This is a genomic window from Schlegelella aquatica (genome assembly GCF_026013905.1).
GTDB lineage: Bacteria > Pseudomonadota > Gammaproteobacteria > Burkholderiales > Burkholderiaceae_C > Caldimonas > Caldimonas aquatica.
The window spans coordinates 3,226,816-3,247,761 of the sequence record NZ_CP110257.1 but is presented as its reverse complement, the minus strand read 5'-3'; the positions used below and the strand labels follow the sequence as shown (position 1 = coordinate 3,247,761).

The following is a 20,946-nucleotide window of genomic DNA, read 5'->3' as shown; positions in this document are numbered from 1 at the left end:
CGCCTGCCTTCAGACGGGCGGGTGGCGGTCCAGCGGCGCGGGGCGCGTCTCGGCGTGGCCTCCGTCGTCGCCTTGCGGCACGAGCCAGCCGGCCTGCTCGTCGGGCAGGCTGGCTTCCAACCCCAGCTCGGTGCCCAGGTCGGCGGCGTCCGGCGGCTGCGCAGGGGCGGGATCGCGATGCATCCAGGGCTGCATCCAGGCCGGGAGTGAGAAGCTGGCCATGAGACACCTCGGGCATATCGGTTCTCGGGTATCGACAGTGTGCGGGCGGCCGAGGATGCGCGATATCCCGAATTGGAGGGACTCTGCGGCCCATCTGGCCCCGGGGTCGCGGGGGAGGGGGCGGGGGCAAGCCCGCACGGATGCAACAAAGCTCTTGCGCCCCACCCCCCGCGGGGGTCACGGCCGGGCTCCGGGCGGCCGAGCGCCGGGCCTTAGAGATCCCGTTGCACCCCGGCCACGCCGGCGACCGCGGCGAATGCCGCCTGCGTGCGCAACTTCGCCTGCGGCAGAACCGGGAACTCGGTGGCCCGGAAGGTGCAATGCACCGCCTGCGGTCGCACGTCCAAGAGCGCATAGCCGCGCTCGTCGCCCCGGGCGTGGACGAGGTCGGGGTTGGCCGCGCGGATCAGCGCCATCGCCATCTCGGGCAGGCCGCGCGTGGTGATCGAGCTCGTGACGAATTCGCTCGCGACGATGGGGGTGCGGTCGTCGTTCGGCACCAGGCGCAACTGGGCCGCCACGTGGCGATGCACGTCGCCTCCGAGGGTCACCACGTCGCGCACGCCCGCCTCGTGCAGGCCGCGCAGCAAGCGCTCGCGCGCCCTCGGGTAGCCGTCCCAGGCGTCGCTGTAGACGCTGCGTCCCAACGGTGTGTCGATGCCCCAGGAGCTGATCTGGCTGGCTTGGCCCAGCAGCTTCCAGCGCCGCGTGCTGCCGGCCAGGCCCTGCATCAGCCACGCCTCCTGCGCGTGCCCCAAGACGGTGCGGCCCTCGTCGGCCAACTCGTCGCAGTAGGTGAGCACGCGCCCGCCCAGGTCGCCCTCGGCTCGGGGACAGGCCTGCGGGCTGCGGTACTGGCGGCCGTCCAGCGTCCACAGCTCGGCCAGGCGCCCCCAGACGAAGCGCTCGTGGATGCGCATCGACGCGCCTTGCGGTGCCATCGAGGGCGACACGGGCAGGTGTTCGAAGTACGCCTTGTAGGCCGCGGCGCGCCGGCGCAAGAAGGCGTGCGGGTTCTCGCCCAGCCAGGAGGTGTCGCTCGCGTAGTCGTTCTCGACCTCGTGGTCGTCCCAGGTCAGCACCCAGGGGTGCGCCGCGTGAGCGGCCTGCAGATCCGGATCGAGCTTGTACAGGGCATGCCGCCGGCGGAACATCTCCAGCCGCGTGGGCACGGGCCCGCCGTGCGAGCGCAGCTTGTAGCGCGGGTTGCTCGACTCGTAGATGTAGTCGCCGACGAAGAGCACGAAGTCCAGGTCCTGGGCAGCGATCTCGCGGTGCGCCGCGTAGTGGCCCTGCTCGTAATGCTGGCACGACGCCAGCGCGATCCGCAGGTGCGGGACGTCCGCGTCCTCCGGGGGCGCGGTGCGCGTGCGTCCCGTGCGGCTCCAGGCGTCGCCGCTGCGAAAGCGGTAGTGATACACGCGGCCCGGCGTCAGCCCCGTCACCTCCACGTGCACGCTGTGCGCGTGTTCGGGGCGCGCCAGCACCTCGCCGCGCCGCACCACTCGCGCGAAGGACTCGTCCTCGGCCACCTCCCAGTGCACCCCGTGCGCCTCGGGGGGCATCCCGCCGTCCCGCTCCAGCGGGCGCGGCGCCAGCCGCGTCCACAGCACGACCGACTCCGGCCGTGGCATGCCGCTGGCCACGCCCAGCGTGAAGGGCTCGTGGGCCCAGCGCGGCTCGTCCACCGCCCGCCGCGCCAAGGGCGCCGTGGACGAGCCGAACAGGCTGCCCAGCGCCAGGGCCGCAGCACTGCGGCCGAGCGAGCGGAGGAAGTGGCGGCGATCCAGCGGCATGGAGCGGGGGCGGGCGGCGGCGTCTGGGATGGATTGTGAAGCCAAGCCGGCGGTTGCTGCGCCAGGGCCGGCCGCCCCGGCGGGCCGCGCCGCCTCAGCGATGCCCGCGGATCGCGGCCACGATGCCCAGCGTGAAGAGCGCGGCCGCCGCCAGCTCGAGGCCCGTCGGCCAGCGCTGCTCGTAGGCGAAGCCGTAGGCCAACGCGAAGAGCGTCTCGCTGACGATGAGCTGCCCGGCGAGCGACGTGGGCAGGCGCTGGCTGGCCAGGTTCCACAGCCAGGTCGCCAGCCACGAGGCCCCCAGCCCCATCGCCAGCGAGATGGCGAGAAACAGCGGCCACTGAGCGGCCCGCAGCAGCTCGGTGTCGGCAGGATGCCCCGGCATCCAGGCCACCACCGGCAGCAGCCCGAGGACGGTGGCCACGCCGAGCAGGTTGGTCCACACCGCGTTGGGCAGCTCGGGGTGGCGCTGCAGCCACCGCGCGTTGAGCCAGGCATAGGCCGTCCAGCAGGCGAGCGCGGCGACGGCGCAGGCGAGCCCGGTGGCAAAGCCTTCGCCCGCGCCGGCGCGCGTCGTGCCCCAATGCATCAGCACGAGCCCCGCGAGCGTGCAGGCGGCCCCCGGCGCCAGACGCACGAGCCTGAGCCCCGGCGGGCGGCCGATCACGAGCAGCCACAGCGGGATGGTCCCGATGATGAGCCCCGTGAGGGCGGTGCCGGCGCCCCGCACGGCGGCCACCACCAGCAGGTAGTACAAGCTGTTGCCCAGCCATCCGAGCGCGAGCGCGGCCAGCCACACCCGCGCACGCAGGTGCGCGCGGGTGGTGCGCCAGCTCCATGCCATCGCGGCGACCGCGATCGCTCCATAGGCGAGGTAGCGGCCGACCGTCACCTCCATCCCGGTGTAGGCCGGCACCAGCCGCGGCAGGACGAAGACGAGACCCCACAGCGCCCCCGCCGCGAGCCCGGCGGCGATGCCGGCACCGAGGGAGCCCGGGCGCCCGGCCAGGGACGAGACGGTCGATACGTTCATGTCTGCATTCTCGCGTGGCGGCGGGGCGCCGATCACGCGCCGGGTGCTGGGCGAGCCGCCACGCCATGCTGGTGCGGCCCCACGGTGCCGCTCACTCGCTCCGGTCTTCGGCTTCCAGCGGGAGGAGGGCGCCCCGCGCGCCTTCGATCAGCGCGTCGCCGATGCGGCTGATGAGCGCGGCGCGTTCGCCCGGCCGGCGTTCGTCGCCCAGCTTCCAGCGGTGCCAGTAGAGGGCGACCTGCACGGTGACCTCGGGACACAGCGGGACGAGCTCGCCGCGCTCCAGCCATGCGCGCACCTGCAGCAGCGGCACCACGCCGACCCCCCAGCCCATGCGGGCCGCACGGGCGTAGGCCTCCGACGACGGCACGAAGCGCTCGCGCAGCCGCGGCTGGCGCACCCCGAAGGCGCGCGACACCCATTGCCTTTGCATGTCGTCCTTGCGGTTGAAGACGAGGAAGGGCACGCGCGAGAAGTTGCCCCGGTGCAGGCCGTCGGGCAGGTGGCGGGCCACGAACCCGGGGCTGGCGACGGCGACGTAGGGCATCACGCCCAACGGCGCCACCCAGCAGCCGCGCAGCGCCTGGCGCACCGTGGTCACGCAACCCAGCACGGCGCCTTGGCGCAGCCAGTCGTGCGTGAAGTCCTGGTCGTCCACCACCAGCTCGAGCGACACCCCTTCCTGCACCAGCGGGTCGAGTGCCGGCAGCACCCAGGTGGCCAGGCTGTCCGCATTGACGGCGATGGGCAGGCGCTCGTCGGGTCGAGCGGTCGCCTCCAGCTCGCGCGCGGCGTCGGCCCGCAGCGCCTGCCATTGCCGCGCATAGCGCAGCAGCACCTTGCCGGGCTCGGTGAGCCGCGGCGGGCGCGAGCGCACCACCAGCAGCTGCCCGACCTCGGCCTCGAGCGCGCGCAGCCGCTGCGAGACGGCCGACTGCGTGATCGCCAGCCGCTGCGCCGCCCGCTCGAAGCTGCCCTCGTCCACCAGGGCGGCGAGGCACTCGAGGGCGGCGGGGTCCAGCGTTTTCATAAGCATCGCTAATGTAATGCGAAGAATATTCATCGTCCTTCACGGCGAAGCACGGCCGCACAACAATCGCGGGATGGATGCCGCCTTCCCGACCGTCGATGCCGCCGTCGGCCCCGCCGCCTTGCAGGGCCTGCTGGCGATGGGCGGGCTCATCGTCGCGATCGGCGCCCAGAACGCGCTGGTGCTGCGCCAGGGGCTGGCGCGCTCGCACGTGGGGGTGGTCGTCGCGGTGTGCACGCTGTCCGACTGGTGGCTGACGGCCGCGGGCGTGTACGGGCTGGGCCGGCTGATCGCCGACTCGCCGCTCGCGCTGCAGGCGGTGCGCTTCGGCGGCGCGGCGTTCCTGGCGCTGTACGCCGCGCGCGCCGCCCGCCGGGCCTGGCAGGGAGCGGCGGCCGGGCTGGTGGCGGCGGGCCCGGCCGAGCGCCTGGGCCCGACCGTGGCGGCTGTGCTGGCGATGACCTATCTCAACCCCCACGTCTACCTGGACACGGTGGTGCTGATGGGCACGCTGGGCGCCCAGCACGATGGGCTGGCGAGGCTGGCCTTCGTCGGCGGCGCGGGAGCGGCATCGGCGCTGTGGTTCTCGACCCTGGGCTTCGGCGCCGCGGCGGCGGCGCGCTGGCTGCGGCGTCCGCAGGTCTGGCGCGCGATAGACGCGGTCGTGGCCGGGGTCATGGCGTGGATGGCTGTGCAACTGGCGGCCAAACCTTTACCTTGAGGGCCACCGCCGCCACCGCGGCGGCCCTCACCTTGCGAACGCTCACGAGGAGTTCGTCATGCGAGTCAACGTTCTGGGCGCCGGCATCATCGGCGTCGCCACCGCCTGGTACCTGCGGCAGTCCGGCCACGAGGTCACCGTGGTCGACCGGCAGCCGGACGCGGCGCTGGAGACCAGCTTCGCCAACGGGGCGCAGATCTCGGTGAGCTTCTGCGAGCCATGGGCCAGCGCCGAGGCACCGATCAAGGTGCTCAAGTGGCTGATGCACGACGACTCGCCGCTGCTGTTCCGTCCCAGGCTGGACCCGCAGCAGTGGCGCTGGGGCCTGAGCTTCCTCACCCAGTGCACCGACGCGGCGTTCGAGCGCAACGTGCGGCAGCTCGTGGCCCTGGGCCGCTACAGCCACGAGTCGCTCAAGGAGCTGGTCGCCCAAACGGGCATCGAGTACCACCGCCTGGAGCGCGGCATCTTGCACTTCTTCTCCAGCCAGAAGGATTTCGAGGCCGGGGCCGAGGCGGCCGAGCTGATGCGCCGCTACGGCGTGGACCGGCGCATCCTGTCGCGCGAGGAGGTGCTGGCCGTCGAGCCGGCACTCACCGGCTTCGCCGGGCGCATCGCGGGCGGCACCTACACGCCCACCGACGAGTCGGGCGACGCGCGGGTGTTCACGCAGGAGCTGGCGCGGCGCTGCGCCCAGGCGGGCGTGGAGTTCCTCTACGAGCACGACGTGCTGGGCTTCGGGCTGGAAGGCGGCCGGGTGGGCTCGGTCCAGGTGCAGGACCGGCGCACCGGCCGTCGCCGCGCGCTGAAGGCCGACGCGCATGTGGCCGCGCTCGGCTCGTACACGGCCCCGCTGCTGCGCCCGCTCGGCATCTCGCTGAACATCTACCCCGCCAAGGGCTACTCGGCCACCTTGCGCCTGAAGCATCCCGAGCGGGCGAGCGTGGTCAGCATGATCGACGATGCGCGCAAGATCGCGATCTCGCGCCTGGGCGACGAGATCCGCATCGCAGGCACCGCCGAGCTGGCCGGCTACGACACCCGGCTCGACACGCCGACGGCCCGCGTGCGCTGCCAGGCGCTCCTGCGCCGCTACGACGAAGTCTTCCCCGGCGTCGCGGACACCTCCGAGCCCCACTTCTGGACCGGCCTGCGGCCCAGCACCCCGAACAACATCCCCTACATCGGGCGCAGCCGCATCCCCAACCTGTGGGTCAACGCCGGCCACGGTACGCTGGGCTGGACGCACGGCGCGGGCTCCGGCCGCGCGCTGGCCGAGCTGATGAGCGGCCGCCGCCCGGCGATCGACTTCGGCTTCTACGGCGAGCCGGCCGGCCGCTCGACGCTCGCCCCGCGTGCACAGACGGCCTGACCGAGGGCACCTGACAAAACAGGCAGTTACCGCGGCCGTGCTGCACCGCGACAATCATCCGCAGTAGCAATCGCTGTCATCGCCGCGCCCTTCGGGGCCGGCGCCCGCACCCTTCAGGGAGGGCCTTCGTGGGCAAAGAGCCCCGGTCCGCGCAAGCGGACCGGGCGTTCTATCCGTCCTCGGTCCTTCTCGGTCCAGGTTCTTCTCGGTCCTCGGTTCTTCTCGGCCCGCATCCGCGGGTTCGCGGCTACGCCCGGGCAGGTCGCAGCGCAGCCTCCCGGCGCCGGGCGGCCGCCTCACGCACCTGTTGCAGCATCCACCGGTACGCCGGGTGCCGGTCGTGGCGTTGGTGCCACAGCACCTCCACATGCACGCCTTGCAGCGAGAGGGGCAGGGGCCGCGTGACGAGCTCGCCCTCGAAGCCGGTGGCCGGCACGAACTGCCGGGGCAGCACCGTGAGCAGGTCCGATTGCGTCACCACCCGGCCCGCGGTGAAGAACTGGTTGACGGTCAGCACGACCCGGCGCGTGCGGTTGAGGGCGGCCAGCGCCTGGTCGACGAACCCATGCGCTCTGCCCGAAAAGCTCACCAGCAGGTGATGCGCGGCGCAGAACTCGTCGAGCGTGAGGACCCGCTTCGCCAGCGGGTGGTCCTTGCGCATCACGCACACGTACTCGTCGTCCCACAACCGTTCGTGGTGCAGCGGCGCTCCGTGGCCTTCGTGAGAGAGCGCGGCCACCGCGTCGGGGAAGTACCCCACCGCGAAGTCCGCCTCGTTGCGCTCCAACAGGGCCCGCGGGTCGCGCGTGGTCAGCGGCAGCACCCGCAGATTGGTGAGCGCTTGCTCTCGTTCTATCGCCGAAATCAAGTGGGGCAGGAGCGTCGCAGCGGTCGCATCGGCCATCGCCAGGCGGAACGTCGCGGCGTTCTGCCGGGGGTCGAAGGCCGACGGGTCCAGGGCGGCGCGCAGTTCGTCCAGGGCGGCCCGCACATGCGGCCACAGCGCCTCGGCCCGCGGGGTCGGCCGCACGCCGGAGGCGGTGCGCACCACCAGCTCGTCGCCGATCGCCTCGCGCAGCCGGCGCAGCGCGTTGCTGACCGCGGGCTGGGTCATCGCCAGGCGCTGCGCAGCGCGCGTGAGGTTGCGCTCGGCCATCACCTGGTCGAAGACGCGCAGCAGGTTCAGGTCCAGCGTGCGGAAGTTCACGGCGGGTCGGGCGAGCCTTGCGGCATCACGGCGGTGAATGCCCGAGATTCGCAGAATTCATTGGCGTCATACCTAGGGTAAACCCTAAACTTCCGGTCATCGAGATACGGGTGCCTTCGTACCCATTGCCAAGGAGCAAGTGATGACCGCCACCACCGTTGACTTCCAAGTCGCCCGTCGCGCCGGGGCTCCGCGTGGCGCTGCTGTGCTGGGTGATGCCGCGGCACGCCTGCTGAAGGCCGCGGGGGCCTGGCTGCGGTCGCTGCGCGCAGGCGATCCGTATGCCGATCGCGAGGCGCTGCTGCAACTCGCCCGCTCCTACGAGCGCAGCCAGCCGGGCTTCGCGGCCGATCTGCGCGCCGCCGCCCTGCGCTACGAGCCGGAAGACGTGCGCTGAGCACACGCGCATCCGCCGTGCCGCACTGAAAAAGAACAAGCCCGCCGTCGGCGGGCTTCGTCGTTGGTGGCGGTTCCGGCAGCGGGGTCTGGCAGTGGGTGGCCTCATCGGCCCGCGCCCCGCAGGGCACTGCCCGGGACCGTCGCCCTGCAGCCGCCCGCCGGCGTGCGCCCGGCGAGCCCGGTGCCTCAACCCGCCATGCGGGCCTCGATGCGGTCCTTGACCGCGCGCAGCTCGCCCGGCACGCGGGGCCCGAGCTGCTCGAACAGCTCGTCGTGCAGCTTCAGCTCGTGCTGCCAGGCCTCGTGGTCGAGGCTCGTGACCTTCTGGAACTGCTCGCGCGAGAACGGCAGGCCGTCCCAGTTCAGGTCTTCGTAGCGGGGCGAGACGCCGAAGACGTGCTCCTCGCCGGCCGCGCGGCCCTCGATACGGTCCAGCATCCACTTGAGCACGCGCATGTTCTCGCCGTAGCCCGGCCAGACGAACTTGCCGTCGTCGCCCTTGCGGAACCAGTTGACGCAGTAGATCTTGGGCAGCTGGGCGCCGTGGGCCTCCAGCGTGCGGCCGAGCGTGAGCCAGTGCTGGAAGTAGTCGGCCATGTGGTAGCCCATGAAGGGCAGCATCGCGAACGGGTCGCGGCGCACCACGCCCTGCTGGCCGAAGGCCGCCGCGGTGGTTTCGGAGCCCATCGTCGCGGCCATGTAGACGCCTTCGGTCCAGTCGCGCGCCTCGGTCACCAGCGGCACCGTGGTCGAGCGGCGGCCGCCGAAGATGAAGGCGTCGATCGCGACGCCCTTCGGGTCGTCCCAGGCGTCGTCCAGCGCGGGGTTGTTGGTGGCCGCCACGGTGAAGCGCGCGTTGGGGTGCGCCGCCTTGCGGCCGGTCTGCTTGGCGATCTCGGGCGTCCAGTCCTGGCCCTGCCAGTCGATGCAGTGGGCCGGCGGCTCGTCGGTCATGCCTTCCCACCAGACGTCGCCGTCGTCGGTGAGCGCGACGTTGGTGAAGATCACGTCGTGGCCGAGCGACGCCATGCAGTTCGGGTTGGTCTTGACGTTGGTGCCCGGGGCGACGCCGAAGTAGCCCGCCTCGGGGTTGATGGCATAGAGCTTGCCGTCGGCGCCCGGCTTGATCCAGGCGATGTCGTCGCCGATGGTGGTGACCTTCCAGCCGCCGAAGGCGGGCGGCGGGATCAGCATCGCGAAATTGGTCTTGCCGCAGGCGCTCGGGAAGGCGGCCGCGACGTGGTACTTCTTGCCCTCGGGGGAGGTCACGCCCAGGATGAGCATGTGCTCGGCCAGCCAGCCTTCGTCGCGGCCCATCGTGGAGGCGATGCGCAGCGCGAAGCACTTCTTGCCCAAGAGCGCGTTGCCGCCATAGCCGGAGCCGTACGACCAGATCTCGCGCGTCTCGGGGTAGTGCACGATGTACTTGGTCTTGTTGCAGGGCCAGGGCACGTCCTTCTGGCCCGGCTCGAGCGGCGCGCCGACGGTGTGTACGCAGGGCACGAAGTCGCCGCTCGTGCCCAGCACGTCGTACACGGCGCGGCCCATGCGGGTCATGATGCGCATGTTGACGGCCACGTAGGGGCTGTCGGACAACTCGACGCCGATGTGCGCGATCGGCGAGCCGATCGGCCCCATCGAGAACGGCACCACGTACATCGTGCGGCCGCGCATGCAGCCTTTGAACAGGGCGTTCTCGCCGGTTTGCAGCAGCGCGCGCATCTCGGCGGGGGCGATCCAGTTGTTGGTCGGGCCGGCGTCCTCCTGACGCTCGGTGCAGATGAAGGTGCGGTCCTCGACGCGGGCGACGTCGCTCGGGTCGCTCCAGGCCAGGTAGCTGTTGGGCCGCTTGGCGGGGTTGAGGCGCCGGAAGGTGCCGGCGTCCACCAACTGCTGGCACAGGCGGTCGTACTCCTCCTGGCTGCCGTCGCACCAGTGGATGCGGTCGGGCTGCGTGAGCGCGGCAACTTCCGCCACCCAGGCCAGCAGCTTGGCGTTCTTCACGTAGGACGGCGCATTGAGTGCCAGCCCTTGCATGACGGGTTGGTTCATCGGTTCTCCAATCATGAAAAGCACGGGATTCGGAGAACCGGCTGCGGTGCGAGGGGCACTCCCGCGGCGCCGCGGCGCGGGCGACGCGATCGGTCGTCCCGAGGGGGCGAGCCGCGCCGGGCGCGGGGCTCGATCGGGGACTGAAATACCACAGCACGGCTTTCCGAATGCCGCGCGACAGCCTTTCGGTGACTGGCACGTTCCGTGCCAGCGGACGGCTCCCGGGGCTGTGCGAGGCCGCCTTGCTCTCTCTGACGCGAGGGCCGCGCATCGTGTGCCGCCCTCACCCCTCGGTGGACGGCGCCTGTCGGCCGCCCGGCATTCAGTGTAATCCCGTGGTAACCGGGGCGCAGGACAAAGTATGCAAATCCTTTATGGGGCCATGCGCGGGCCTCGCACCAGTGTGCGATCTTCACGGCGAGGCCGACAAGGTGCCGAGCGGGGGCGCGTGCCCGGGGCTGAGCCACACTAACGGCTTGGACTCCCGAGCCCTGCCCCGATGAAACGCCCCCCGCCTTTCCGACGCCCGCGCCGCCAGCTGCTAGGTGCGGCCCTCTTGCTGCCCTGCGGCAGCCTGCGTCTTGCGCATGCCCAGCCGTCCCCGTCGGGCGAGGCGCGGGACCGCCCCTTGCGCGTCGCAGCCGCCACCGCCGTCGTGGACAGCGGCTTGGCGCGGCGCCTGCGCGATGCGCTCACCCGCGACATCGGTCTGGCCACGCAATGGCTGCGCGGGCCCAGCGCCCAGGCGTTGAGCGCGGTGGAGCAGGGCGGGGCCGATGTGGCGATCGCCCACGCCCCGGAGCTGGAGATCGCGTTGGACCGCCAGGGCCTGGTGCACGACCGGCGCCGGCTGGGCCGCAGCGAGTTCGTGCTCGTGGGCCCGGTGGCGGCGAAGGGGCCCGAGCGGGGCAAGGATCCCCTCGGCCTGAAGGGCACGCCCGACGTGCTGGAGGCGTTTCGGCGCCTCGCGCAGGCCGGGCCGCAGGGCGGCGTCGCGTTCGTCTCGGCGCCTCAGGGCACGGCGGCCCTCCTGCGGGAGGCGGCGCTTTGGAAGGCGGCCGGCGTCGTACCCCAGGGCGCTTGGTACATGCGTGCCGAAGGCGGTTGCGCGCAGGCCATCCAGGCCGCGCTGGCCCACAACGCCTACCTGCTGATCGACCGCCTCAGCTGGGCGGCGCTCGGCGCCAAGAGCCATGCGGTGCTCGTGCACGGCGACCCGCGACTGGAGGACGCCTACCACGCGATGCGCTCGTTCCGCAGCCCGCACCCGGCCGCCAAGCTGTTCATGAACTGGCTCACCGGGCCGACCGGCCGCCGCGTGCTGGCCGCCGGGGGCCTCCAGACGGGAGGGCAATGAATGACACCACGACCCCGGCTCGGTCGCCTGCGCTCGGTGCAGATCGGCACCGCGCGCCCGAGCGAGATCGCCGGCCGCGAGATGATGACGGCCTATCACAAGCACCCCGTGGCGGGCACCGTCGCCGTGCGGGCCCTCGGGCTGGAAGGAGACGAGCAGGCGGACCTGAGCGTGCACGGCGGGCAATCGAAGGCCGTCTATGCCTATCCGTTCGAGCACTACGCCTTCTGGCGCACGGTGCGCGCGCAGGCGGGCGTGGCCGGCTGGCACGACGAGCCCCCGCCCGGGTTGCTGGGCGAGAACCTCACCCTCGAAGGTCTGCTGGAGATCGACGTGTGGATCGGCGACCTGCTGCGCTTTCCCGACTGCGCGCTCGCAGTGAGCGAGCCCCGCTATCCCTGCTTCAAGCTCGACGCCGCCATGGGGTTTCGCCACGCGAGCAAGATGATGGTGCAATCGGGCTTTTGCGGCTTCTACTTGGCCGTGCGCCGCCCGGGCACTCTCGCCGCCGGCCAGACGTTCGAGCTGGTGCCCGGTCCGCGGGAGGTGTCGATCCGCGAGCTGTTCGAAGCGCGGGCGCGGCGCTGACCCTATAATGCGAATCGTTCTCATTTCGTGACAGGCCCCCATGTCTTCCCGGCCCCGCAGCCCCGCGGCCCCGTCCCGCGCGACGTCCGCAGCGGCTCCCTCGCCGTCGCCCGGCTCTTCCTCATCGCCTGCCGGGGCGGGCGGCGCGTCCGTCTCGGCGCGGGGCGTCCTGCCGCTGGGCTATAGCGACTCCGGCTCGCGCCGCACGCGCGCCTTGACGTTGGGGGCGGTCGTCGCCGCTCACGCCGTGGCCGGCTGGGGGCTGATGCAGGTGGACGCGGTACGCCGCGCCGTCGGCCAGGCCACCCCGATCTTCGTGGAGTGGGTGACGCAGGCGCCGCCCGCTCCGCCTCCACCCGCGCCTGCGCCCCCACCGCCGATGAAACCGGCCCCCAAGGCTCCAGCGCCTCCCAAGCCCGTGCTCACGGCTCCGCCGAGCCCGGCTCCCGCACCCTTCGTCGCGCCTCCGCCGCCGCAGCCCGCACCCCCGGCGCCCGCCGAGCCGCCCGCCCCCGTGGCCGCGCCTGCTCTGCCGGCCCCTGCGCCGGCCCCGGCGCCGCTGCCGCCCAAGCCGGTCTCCGCCAGCGCCGTGCAGTACCTGCGCCCGCCGGCGCCGGTGTATCCGGTGCAGTCCAAGCGGTTGGGCGAGCGGGGCCTCGTGGTCCTGCGCGTGGTGGTGGACGTGCAGGGCCGCCCCAAGCAGATCAGCGTCGAGCAGTCGTCGGGGTACCGCCGCCTGGACGACGAAGCCGTGCGCGCGATGCGCGAGGCGCGCTTCAAGCCCTACATGGAAGACGGGCAGCCGCGCGAGGTGTCGGTGCCCGCCCCGATCAACTTCGAAATGGAGTAATGGAATGAATGAGTCCCTCGGCTTCGGCCACTTCATCGCGCAGGCCGACGCGGTCGGCAAGACGCTGCTGGTCATCCTGCTGCTGATGTCCGCGATCTCGTGGTACCTCATCGTCATGAAGGGCATCACGCAGTTCGTGCGCAAGCGCCGCAGCGAGCAGTTCCTCAACTTCTTCTGGAACGCGAGCTCGCTGGAGCAGGTGCGCCACGAGATCGCCACGCACGGCGTGCACGACCCGTTCTCGCACCTGACGGCCCACGCGATGCACGCACAGGACCACCATGCCAAGTACGGCGCTGCCAAGCTCGAGGAAGCGGGCAGTGCGCAGGAGTTCCTCACGCGCACCATCAAAAAGGTGCTGGACGAAGAGACGCTGCGCCTGGAGAACGGCCTGACCGTGTTGGCCACCATCGGCTCCACGGCGCCTTTCGTCGGCCTGTTCGGCACCGTCTGGGGCGTGTACCACGCGCTGGTGGCCATCGGCCTGTCGGGCTCCGGCACGCTGGACAAGGTCGCCGGGCCCGTCGGCGAGGCGCTCATCATGACCGCCATCGGCCTGGCGGTCGCCATCCCGGCGGTGATGGGCTACAACTGGCTCACGCGCAGCAACCGCGTGCTCACGGCCAAGCTCGACGCCTTCGCGTTCGAGCTCTTCACCTTCTTGTCGATGGGGCAGTCGCTCAAGGGCGAGAACGTGCGGCCGCTCGCCGCCGCCCGCGCCGGCACCCAGCCCCAAGTCGCCTGAAGCCCGAGCCGAGGAGTGCAAGATGGCCTTCGCCAGCTTCGACAACAAGTCCTCCGGCGCGCCGATGGCGGAGATCAACATGGTTCCGCTGATCGACGTGATGCTGGTGCTGCTCGTGATCTTCATCGTGACCGCCCCGCTGCTCACGCACGCGGTCAAGATCGACCTGCCCAAGGCGAGCGCCGAGGTCAACCAGGGCCAGCCGCAGAAGATCGAATTCGCGATCGACGCGGCCGGCCAGCGCTACTGGAACGGCGAGCGCATCACCCGTGAGGAGGCCGCCCGGCGCTTCGCGGCCGAGGCCGCCCAGCCGAACCCGCCCGAACTGCACCTGCGCGCCGACCAGAACGTGGCCTACCGACTCGTCGCCGAGACGCTGGCCGATGCGTCCAAGGCCGGGCTCGGGAAGATCGGATTCGTCAGCGAGCCGGAGCCGCGCTGAGCCGGCCCACACCTGAATTTAGATCAAATGGTAATTAGGGTATGGGTGATTCATGTTCCGCCGGCATGTATGATCCCGGCTCCCGCCAGGTTCTCCTGGTAAACCCTCATCTGCCGTCGTCATGAGTGCCTTCAACGAAGAACGCGTGCTGAGCGTGCGTCACTGGACCGATCGCCTGTTCAGCTTCACCACGACCCGCGATCAGGCTTTTCGGTTCAAGAACGGCCAGTTCACCATGATCGGTCTCAAGGTCGACGGCAAGCCGCTGCTGCGCGCTTACAGCGTCGCGAGCCCCAACTACGAGGAGTACCTCGAGTTCTTCAGCATCAAGGTGCCCGACGGCCCGCTGACCTCGCGGCTGCAACACCTCCAGGTGGGCGACACCATCCTCGTGGGTCGCAAGCCGACCGGCACCTTGCTGCTGGACTACCTGCTGCCCGGCAAGCGGCTGTATCTGCTGGCCACCGGTACGGGCCTCGCGCCTTTTCTCAGCGTCATCCGCGACCCCGAGACCTACGAGCGCTTCGAGAAGGTGATCCTGGTGCACGGCTGCCGCCTCGTGGCGGAACTGGCCTACCAGGATCTCATCACCAAGGAGCTGCCCGAGCACGAGTTCCTGGGCGAACTGGCGGCGGGCAAGCTGATGTACTATCCCACCGTCACGCGCGAGCCCTACCACCACCAGGGCCGCATCACGACGCTGATCGACAACGGCAAGCTGTTCCAGGACCTGCACCTGCCGCCCCTGGACCGCGAGCACGACCGCGTGATGATCTGCGGCAGCCCGCAGATGCTCAAGGACTTGAAGCAGATGATGGAGGACCGCGGCTTCCACGAGGGCAACACGCACACGCCGGGCGACTACGTGATCGAGCGCGCGTTCGCGGACCAGTGAGCCCCCGGCGCGCCGCACCCGCCGGCACGACGAAAAGGCCCCTCGGGGCCTTTTTTCGTGCCCGTCGCTGCGGGCGGGCGACGGGCCCCGGCCCTCAGAGCGCCTTGCACGCGGACTACACTGGACCGATCGCCGGCGCGTCCGAGGGCCGGACCCGGCGCGGCACGATGGGGGAAAGTGGATGACCGACCTTCTGCGCCGGGCCTTGTCGAGCGCCCCGGCCGTGGCCCTGGCGGCCGGCGTCTGCGCGGGCCTGGCCGTCGGCAGCGCGCAAGCCCAGTCGGTGTGGATCTTCGGGGAGCGTCACGACCACCCCGATCATGCGAAGCAGACGGCGGAGGCCGTGCGCACGCTCGCGCGCGAATCGAGGTTGCGGGCGCTGGTGATCGAGATGGCCGAGCGCGGCCGCAGCACCTCGGGCCTGGGGGCGCAGGCCACCGAGGCCGACGTGCGCGAGTCGCTCGGCTGGCAGGAGGGCGCGTGGCCCTGGGCCCAGTACGCCCCGCTGGTGATGGCGGCGGTGCGCTCGGGAGCGCCGGTGTGGGGAGGCAACTTGCCTCGCGCCGAACTGCGCGCCGCGATGAGCGAGCCGCAATGGGACGAGCGTGTGCCGGCGCAGGTCCACGCGCGCCTGATCGACGCGGTGCGAGAAGGGCACTGCGATGTGTTGCCGGCCTCGCAGCTCGTGCCCATGGCCCGCGTGCAAATCGCCCGCGACGAGCAGATGGCGCGTGCCGTGACCGAGGCCGTCGAAGGCGCCGCGCCCGGGCAGGTGGTGGTGTTGCATGCCGGTGCGGCCCATGCCTCGCGGCTGACGGGAGTGCCCGTGCATCTGGCGCGGCTCGCGCCGTCGTTGCCCTTGCGGGTGATCGGCTTCGACTCGGCCTACGCATCAGCCGCCGAGCCCGGCTTCGACGAGTGGAGGGCGGCGCAGCATGTGGCGCCGCGCGACCATTGCGCCGAGTTGCGAGCGCGAGGGATGATGCCGCCTGCCGCGGCCCCGTCGGTGCCGGGCGTCGCGCCCGCCGCCCCGCCGTCTTCCCCGTCCGCCTCCGATCCTGCGTCCCGATGAACGACACCGCCACCCCCGGCCCGCTCGCCGGCCTGAAGGTTCTCGAACTGGGCCAGCTCATTGCAGGGCCCTTCGCCGCCAAAACGCTCGCCGACTTCGGCGCCGACGTGATCAAGATCGAACCACCCGGCACCGGCGACCCGCTGCGCCAATGGCGCTTGCTGCATCAGGGCACGAGCGTGTGGTGGCAGGTGCAGTCGCGCAACAAGAAGAGCGTGACGCTCGACCTCAAGCAGCCCGAGGCGCGCGAGATCGTGCGCCGTCTCGCCGCGGAGGCCGACGTGCTGATCGAGAACTTCAAGCCCGGCGTGATGGAAGGCTGGGGGCTCGGCTACGAGGACCTCAGCCGCAGCAACCCGGGCCTCGTGATGCTGCGCATCAGCGGCTACGGGCAGACGGGCCCGTACAAGGACCGCCCGGGCTTCGGCGTCGTGGCCGAGGCGATGGGGGGCCTCAGGCACCTCACGGCCGAGCCGGGCCGCGTGCCGGTGCGCGTGGGCGTGAGCATCGGCGACACGCTCGCCTCGCTGCACGGCGTGATCGGCGTGCTGATGGCCCTGCATCACCGGCACAAGACGGGCCGCGGGCAGGTGGTGGATGTGGCGCTGTACGAAGCCGTCTTCAACTGCATGGAAAGCCTGCTGCCCGAGTACAGCGCGTTCGGCGTGGTGCGCGAGCCGGCCGGCTCGGCGCTGCCCGGCATCGCGCCGAGCAATGCCTATCCCTGCCGCGACGGCTGGGTGCTGGTGGCCGGCAACGGCGACTCCATCTTCAAGCGGCTGATGCATGCGATGGGCCGCGACGATCTGGGGCAGGACCCCGCGCTGGCCACCAACGTCGGGCGCGTGGCGCGCGTGCAGGAGATCGACGATGCGATCGGCGCCTGGACTCGGGAGCGCACCGTGACGCAGGTGCTGGAGGCGCTGGCCGCCGCGCAGGTGCCGGCCGGGCGCATCTACACCGCCAAGGACATCGCCGCGGACCCGCACTACCGCGCCCGCGGCATGATCGAGCAGGTGGTGACGCACGACGGGCTGGCCGTGGAGGTGCCGGGCATCGTGCCGAAGCTGAGCGAGACCCCCGGCGCCCTGCGCCGACGCGCCCCGACGCTGGGCGAGGACACCGACGCGGTGCTCAAGGAGGTGGGTCTGACCGATGAGCAGATCGCGCAATTGCGCGCGCGGGGGGTGGTGTGAGGCGCCGCTGACGATCCCCCTCGTTCGCGGGGGTCGGGCGGGCCCGTTGAAACGCGGGCAGCCCGCGGCCGGGCGCCGCTCCCGCGGCCTGTTCGACCCTCTCCGGCCGCGTGGCGCGTGGTCATGACGGCGATCGGGCGCTGTTCCTGGGCCGCGTCGCGGGCGCCTCGCATCGGGATGGCGGATACCAATTGACAAGAGGGGCCGGGCGGCCCTGCGGCATGCTTGGCGCCGTTCGAAGAACGCCGGGAGACGAAGGATGAGCCTGCCGCTTTCGCGTGCCGCGGCCGCGCGCGTCGCGCCGTTCGCGTTGTTCATGATCCTGCTCGCGCTCAGAGGGGCGATCCCCGAGGACACGCTCATCGACCCGCGCTGGATCTACGGCGTGAGCGTGGTGTCGGTGGGCGCGGTGCTGGCGTACTTCTGGCGCGACTATGCCGAGCTCGCCCGCTCGCACTGGCCCGATCTGAAGGAGTGGGCGCTGGCCATCGCGGTCGGGCTGGCGGTGTTCTTCCTCTGGATCAAGCTGACCGAGCCGTGGATGGTGCTGGGCGAGCCGAGCGCCACCTTTCGCCCGGTGGACGAGCAGGGCAACCTGGACTGGTCGCTGATCGCGATCCGCTGGGTCGGCGCCGCGCTCCTGGTGCCGGTGATGGAAGAACTGTTCTGGCGCTCGTTCCTGATGCGCTGGGTGGAGCAGCCGAAGTTCGGCAGCGTCGATCCGCGGCGGGTCGGTTTTCGCGCGATCGCGCTGTCCACTGCGGTGTTCGCGCTGGCGCACACGCTGTGGTTGGCGGCGATCGTCGCAGGCCTGGCCTATGCCTGGCTCTACCGCTACACCGGCAAGCTGTGGGTGCCGGTGGTGTCGCACGCCGTCACCAACGGCGTGCTCGGCGCGTGGGTGGTGCGCACCGGGCAGTGGCACTTCTGGTGATCACACCCCACGCGCCCGGTCCGCGGCGAACTGCCGCTGGAACTCGGCAAAGCGCCCCGCGTCGAGCGCCTCGCGGATCTGGCGCATGAGATCCAGGTAGAAGTGCAGGTTGTGGATGCTGGTGAGCATGGGCCCCAGCATCTCGCCGCAGCGGTCGAGATGATGCAGGTAGGCGCGGCTGAAGTTCTGGCAGGTGTAGCAGCCGCAGCTCTCGTCGATCGGCCGCTCGTCGGTCTTGTAGCGCGTGTTGCGCAGGCGCAGGTCGCCGTATCGCGTGAAGAGGTGCCCGTTGCGTGCATTGCGGGTCGGCATCACACAGTCGAACATGTCGATGCCGCGCGCCACGCCCGCCACCAGGTCCTCCGGTGTGCCCACGCCCATCAGGTAGTGCGGCTTGTGGGCCGGCAGCCTGGGGCCCAGGTGGTCGAGGATGCGCAGCATCTCCTCCTTGGGCTCGCCCACGCTGAGGCCGCCGATCGCCAGACCGGGGAAGTCCAGCACCTCCAGCCCTTCCAGCGAGGCATCGCGTAGGTGCGTGTACATGCCGCCTTGCACGATGCCGAAGAGCGCGTTGCGGTTCTCCAGCCGGGCGAACTCGGCCTGGCAGCGTTTGGCCCAGCGCAGGCTCAGCTCCATCGACGCACGCGCTTCTTTCTCGGTCGTGATGTGCCCCGTCGCCTTGTCGCCCATGATGTACGGCGTGCACTCGTCGAACTGCATGACGATGTCGCTGCCCAGCACGTGCTGGATCTGCATGCTCACCTCAGGCGTGAGGAAGAGCTTGTCGCCATTGACGGGCGAGGCGAACTTGACGCCTTCCTCGGTGATCTTGCGCATGTCGCCCAGGCTCCACACCTGGAAGCCGCCGCTGTCGGTGAGGATGGGCTTGTGCCAGCCCTCGAAGCGGTGCAGCCCGCCGAACTGGCGCAGCACGTCGAGCCCGGGGCGCAGCCAGAGGTGGAAGGTGTTGCCGAGGATGATCTGCGCGCCCATCTCCTCCAGCGAGCGCGGCATCACGCCCTTGACGGTGCCGTAAGTGCCCACCGGCATGAAGATCGGCGTCTCGACCACGCCATGGTTGAGCGTGAGCCGGCCGCGGCGCGCATGGCCTTCGGTCTTCAGGACCTCGAACTGCAGGCCGCGGGGGAGGGAGGGCGTGGACGGGAACATGGGCGATGGGCGGCTTGCGAGGCAACAGGGGAGGGCGTAGTATAACAACCGTTATAACGTTCGAGGCCTCCCATGATCGCGCTCAAGCTCACCCAGATCGGCAACTCGGTCGGCGTCATCCTGCCCAAGGAGGTGCTGGCGCGGCTGAAGGTGGAGAAGGGGGATACGCTCTATGTCATCGACAGCCCCGACGGGGTGCGCCTGACCCCTCACGATCCCGAGTTCGAGGCGCAGATGGAGGCGGCGCGCGAGATCATGAAGCGTCGCCGGGCCGTGCTGCGCGAACTGGCCAAATGACGGCGGCGGACGCTTCCTGGCACTGGCTGCAGCGCGAGGTGATCCTGGCCGTGCACGAGGAACAGCTGGCCGAGCATGGGGGAGCCACCGGGGTGCGCGATGAGGGCCTGATGGATTCCGCGCTGGCACGACCGCGTCACCTGGCGGCTTACGGCGAACCGGATCACGCCGAGCTGGCGGCGGCCTACGGCTACGGCCTGGCGCGCAACCATCCTTTCTTCGACGGTAACAAGCGCACGGCCTTCGTGGCTGTGGAACTGTTCCTGGCGCTCAATGGCTGGGCCCTGACGGCCAGCGACGCGGATTGTGTGCTCACCATGCTGTCCGTCGCCGCCGGTGAGATCGACGAGCCCGGCTTCGCCGACTGGATCCGGCGGCACAGCCTGCCACGCTAGCGGGTGCGTGCCAGCAGCATCGCGTCCCCATAGCTGAAGAAGCGATAGCGCTGCTCGATCGCATGGCGGTACAGCGCCATGATGTGGCCATGGCCCGCGAAGGCGCTCACCAGCATCATCAGGGTGCTCTTGGGCAGGTGGAAGTTCGTGATCAGCACCTCCACCACCCGAAACGTGAAGCCCGGGGTGATGAAAAGGTCGGTGTCGCGGCTGCCGGCCACGAGCTGCCCGGAGACGGCGGCCGATTCCAGGGCCCGCAGCGTGGTGGTCCCCACGGCGACGATGCGTCCGCCCGCGGCGCGGGTGCGTTCGATGGCCGCCACCGTGTTGGCGCTGACCTCGAACCATTCGCTGTGCATCTTGTGCTCGGCCAGGTTCTCGGTGCGCACCGGCTGGAAGGTGCCGGCACCCACGTGCAGGGTCACCTGGGCGGTGCCGATGCCACGTTCGCGCAGGGCCGCCAGCACACCTTCGTCAAAGTGCAGCGCCGCGGTGGGGGCCGCCACGGCCCCGGGCTTGGCGGCGAACACCGTTTGGTAGCGGCGTGCGTCGTCCTCGCTGTCGGCATGCGTGATGTAGGGCGGCAGCGGCACGTGGCCGTGGCGTTCGAGCAGCGCGAGGGGGTCGTCGGGAAAGCGCAGGCGAAAGAGGCCGTCGTCGGGGCCGCCGCGGCCCAGCACCTCGGCGTCGAACGCCTCGGCCAGGCGCAGCACCGCCCCCGCCTTGGGCGACTTGCTCGCGCGCAGGTGGGCCAGCACCTCGTGCCCGGGCAGGATGCGCTCGACCAGCACCTCGACCGCGCCCCCGGTGGCCTTGCGGCCGAAGAGCCGCGCCTTGATGACTTGGGTGTCGTTGAAGACCAGCAGGTCCCCCGGCGCGAGCAGGGCGGGCAGCTCTCGGAACACGCGGTCGGCGGGCGGCTTGCAAGTGGCATCCAGCAGCCGCGAGGCGCTGCGCTGCGGCGCGGGGTGTTGCGCGATCAGCTCGGGCGGCAGTTCGAAGTCGAAGTCGCTCAAGGTGTACGCGCGCGCGGGCTCGGCGCTCGCGGTGGTGGTCACGGGGGAGGGGGTCGGATGAGGGTGGTTCATGCGATCGAGGGCCGGACGGACCCGTGCCGAAGTGGAGATGAGTGTCTGCGCGGGTGGCGCTCGCTGCCGCCAGCAACCGATCCAC

22 protein-coding genes are annotated in these 20,946 nt (G+C 71.1%); 14 read left to right on the top strand and 8 right to left on the bottom strand.

Going from position 1 to position 20,946, the window contains the following annotated elements:
• Positions 1–9: 9 nt before the first annotated feature.
• The 4 genes from OMP39_RS14870 to OMP39_RS14855 form a co-directional block, all read right to left on the bottom strand.
• Positions 10–222, bottom strand: coding sequence for a hypothetical protein (locus tag OMP39_RS14870; protein ID WP_264892604.1), 213 nt, complete (start codon positions 220–222; stop codon positions 10–12).
• Positions 223–434: 212 nt separating this feature from the next.
• Positions 435–2,018, bottom strand: a complete 1,584-nt coding sequence (locus tag OMP39_RS14865) for an alkaline phosphatase D family protein (RefSeq protein ID WP_264892603.1) — start codon at positions 2,016–2,018, stop codon at positions 435–437.
• 94 nt (positions 2,019–2,112) lie between these two features.
• Positions 2,113–3,051, bottom strand: coding sequence for a DMT family transporter (locus tag OMP39_RS14860; RefSeq protein ID WP_264892601.1), 939 nt, complete (start codon positions 3,049–3,051; stop codon positions 2,113–2,115).
• 91 nt (positions 3,052–3,142) lie between these two features.
• Positions 3,143–4,081, bottom strand: coding sequence for a LysR family transcriptional regulator ArgP (locus tag OMP39_RS14855; RefSeq protein ID WP_264892599.1), 939 nt, complete (start codon positions 4,079–4,081; stop codon positions 3,143–3,145).
• Positions 4,082–4,154: 73 nt separating this feature from the next.
• On the opposite strand from OMP39_RS14855, the gene OMP39_RS14850 reads away from it, so the two are divergent.
• Positions 4,155–4,802, top strand: coding sequence for a LysE/ArgO family amino acid transporter (locus OMP39_RS14850; protein ID WP_264892598.1), 648 nt, complete (start codon positions 4,155–4,157; stop codon positions 4,800–4,802).
• 58 nt (positions 4,803–4,860) lie between these two features.
• On the top strand, positions 4,861–6,174 hold the full coding sequence (locus OMP39_RS14845; RefSeq protein ID WP_264892596.1) for a D-amino acid dehydrogenase: 1,314 nt from the start codon (positions 4,861–4,863) through the stop codon (positions 6,172–6,174).
• 247 nt (positions 6,175–6,421) lie between these two features.
• Here the strand turns inward: OMP39_RS14845 and OMP39_RS14840 are convergent, their stop codons facing one another.
• Positions 6,422–7,381 carry a LysR family transcriptional regulator gene (locus tag OMP39_RS14840; protein ID WP_264892594.1) on the bottom strand — a complete coding sequence of 320 codons (960 nt, stop codon included), beginning with the start codon at positions 7,379–7,381 and terminating at the stop codon, positions 6,422–6,424.
• A 142-nt stretch (positions 7,382–7,523) separates the two neighbouring features.
• On the opposite strand from OMP39_RS14840, the gene OMP39_RS14835 reads away from it, so the two are divergent.
• Positions 7,524–7,778, top strand: coding sequence for a hypothetical protein (locus OMP39_RS14835; RefSeq protein ID WP_264892592.1), 255 nt, complete (start codon positions 7,524–7,526; stop codon positions 7,776–7,778).
• Positions 7,779–7,966: 188 nt separating this feature from the next.
• Here the strand turns inward: OMP39_RS14835 and OMP39_RS14830 are convergent, their stop codons facing one another.
• Positions 7,967–9,832, bottom strand: coding sequence for a phosphoenolpyruvate carboxykinase (GTP) (locus OMP39_RS14830; protein WP_264892590.1), 1,866 nt, complete (start codon positions 9,830–9,832; stop codon positions 7,967–7,969).
• A 499-nt stretch (positions 9,833–10,331) separates the two neighbouring features.
• On the opposite strand from OMP39_RS14830, the gene OMP39_RS14825 reads away from it, so the two are divergent.
• The 9 genes from OMP39_RS14825 (at position 10,332) to OMP39_RS14785 (ending at position 17,911) form a co-directional block, all read left to right on the top strand.
• Positions 10,332–11,189, top strand: coding sequence for a substrate-binding domain-containing protein (locus OMP39_RS14825; protein WP_264892589.1), 858 nt, complete (start codon positions 10,332–10,334; stop codon positions 11,187–11,189).
• Entirely contained in the window at positions 11,190–11,777 is a 588-nt protein-coding gene (locus OMP39_RS14820) for an MOSC domain-containing protein (protein ID WP_264892588.1), read from the top strand. It begins immediately after the preceding gene.
• A gap of 514 nt (positions 11,778–12,291) precedes the next feature.
• Positions 12,292–12,627, top strand: coding sequence for an energy transducer TonB (locus OMP39_RS14815; protein WP_264892587.1), 336 nt, complete (start codon positions 12,292–12,294; stop codon positions 12,625–12,627).
• A 4-nt stretch (positions 12,628–12,631) separates the two neighbouring features.
• Positions 12,632–13,372, top strand: coding sequence for a MotA/TolQ/ExbB proton channel family protein (locus OMP39_RS14810; RefSeq protein WP_264892586.1), 741 nt, complete (start codon positions 12,632–12,634; stop codon positions 13,370–13,372).
• Between the two features lie 22 nt (positions 13,373–13,394).
• Entirely contained in the window at positions 13,395–13,814 is a 420-nt protein-coding gene (locus OMP39_RS14805) for an ExbD/TolR family protein (protein WP_264892585.1), read from the top strand.
• 121 nt (positions 13,815–13,935) lie between these two features.
• The gene (locus OMP39_RS14800) at positions 13,936–14,709 is read left to right on the top strand and encodes a ferredoxin--NADP reductase (RefSeq protein ID WP_264892584.1); all 774 of its coding nucleotides are present in this window, start codon (positions 13,936–13,938) and stop codon (positions 14,707–14,709) included.
• Positions 14,710–14,890: 181 nt separating this feature from the next.
• A complete protein-coding gene (locus tag OMP39_RS14795) occupies positions 14,891–15,781 on the top strand; it encodes a ChaN family lipoprotein (RefSeq protein WP_264892583.1) in 891 nt (296 codons plus the stop codon).
• On the top strand, positions 15,778–16,977 hold the full coding sequence (locus OMP39_RS14790; RefSeq protein ID WP_264892581.1) for a CaiB/BaiF CoA transferase family protein: 1,200 nt from the start codon (positions 15,778–15,780) through the stop codon (positions 16,975–16,977). Before OMP39_RS14795 ends, OMP39_RS14790 begins: the two co-directional genes overlap by 4 nt.
• A 259-nt stretch (positions 16,978–17,236) precedes the next feature.
• Positions 17,237–17,911, top strand: a complete 675-nt coding sequence (locus OMP39_RS14785) for a CAAX prenyl protease-related protein (RefSeq protein WP_264892580.1) — start codon at positions 17,237–17,239, stop codon at positions 17,909–17,911.
• Here OMP39_RS14785 and tgt read toward each other — a convergent pair whose 3' ends face one another.
• Positions 17,912–19,081, bottom strand: a complete 1,170-nt coding sequence (gene tgt / locus OMP39_RS14780; protein ID WP_264892579.1) for a tRNA guanosine(34) transglycosylase Tgt — start codon at positions 19,079–19,081, stop codon at positions 17,912–17,914.
• Between the two features lie 72 nt (positions 19,082–19,153).
• Between tgt and OMP39_RS14775 the strand changes: the two genes are divergently transcribed.
• Positions 19,154–19,378, top strand: a complete 225-nt coding sequence (locus OMP39_RS14775; protein ID WP_264892578.1) for an AbrB/MazE/SpoVT family DNA-binding domain-containing protein — start codon at positions 19,154–19,156, stop codon at positions 19,376–19,378.
• On the top strand, positions 19,375–19,773 hold the full coding sequence (locus tag OMP39_RS14770; RefSeq protein ID WP_264892577.1) for a type II toxin-antitoxin system death-on-curing family toxin: 399 nt from the start codon (positions 19,375–19,377) through the stop codon (positions 19,771–19,773). The genes OMP39_RS14775 and OMP39_RS14770 overlap by 4 nt, the downstream gene beginning before the upstream one ends.
• Here the strand turns inward: OMP39_RS14770 and queA are convergent.
• Positions 19,770–20,861, bottom strand: a complete 1,092-nt coding sequence (queA, locus tag OMP39_RS14765; protein WP_264892576.1) for a tRNA preQ1(34) S-adenosylmethionine ribosyltransferase-isomerase QueA — start codon at positions 20,859–20,861, stop codon at positions 19,770–19,772. The genes OMP39_RS14770 and queA overlap by 4 nt on opposite strands.
• Positions 20,862–20,946: the final 85 nt, after the last annotated feature.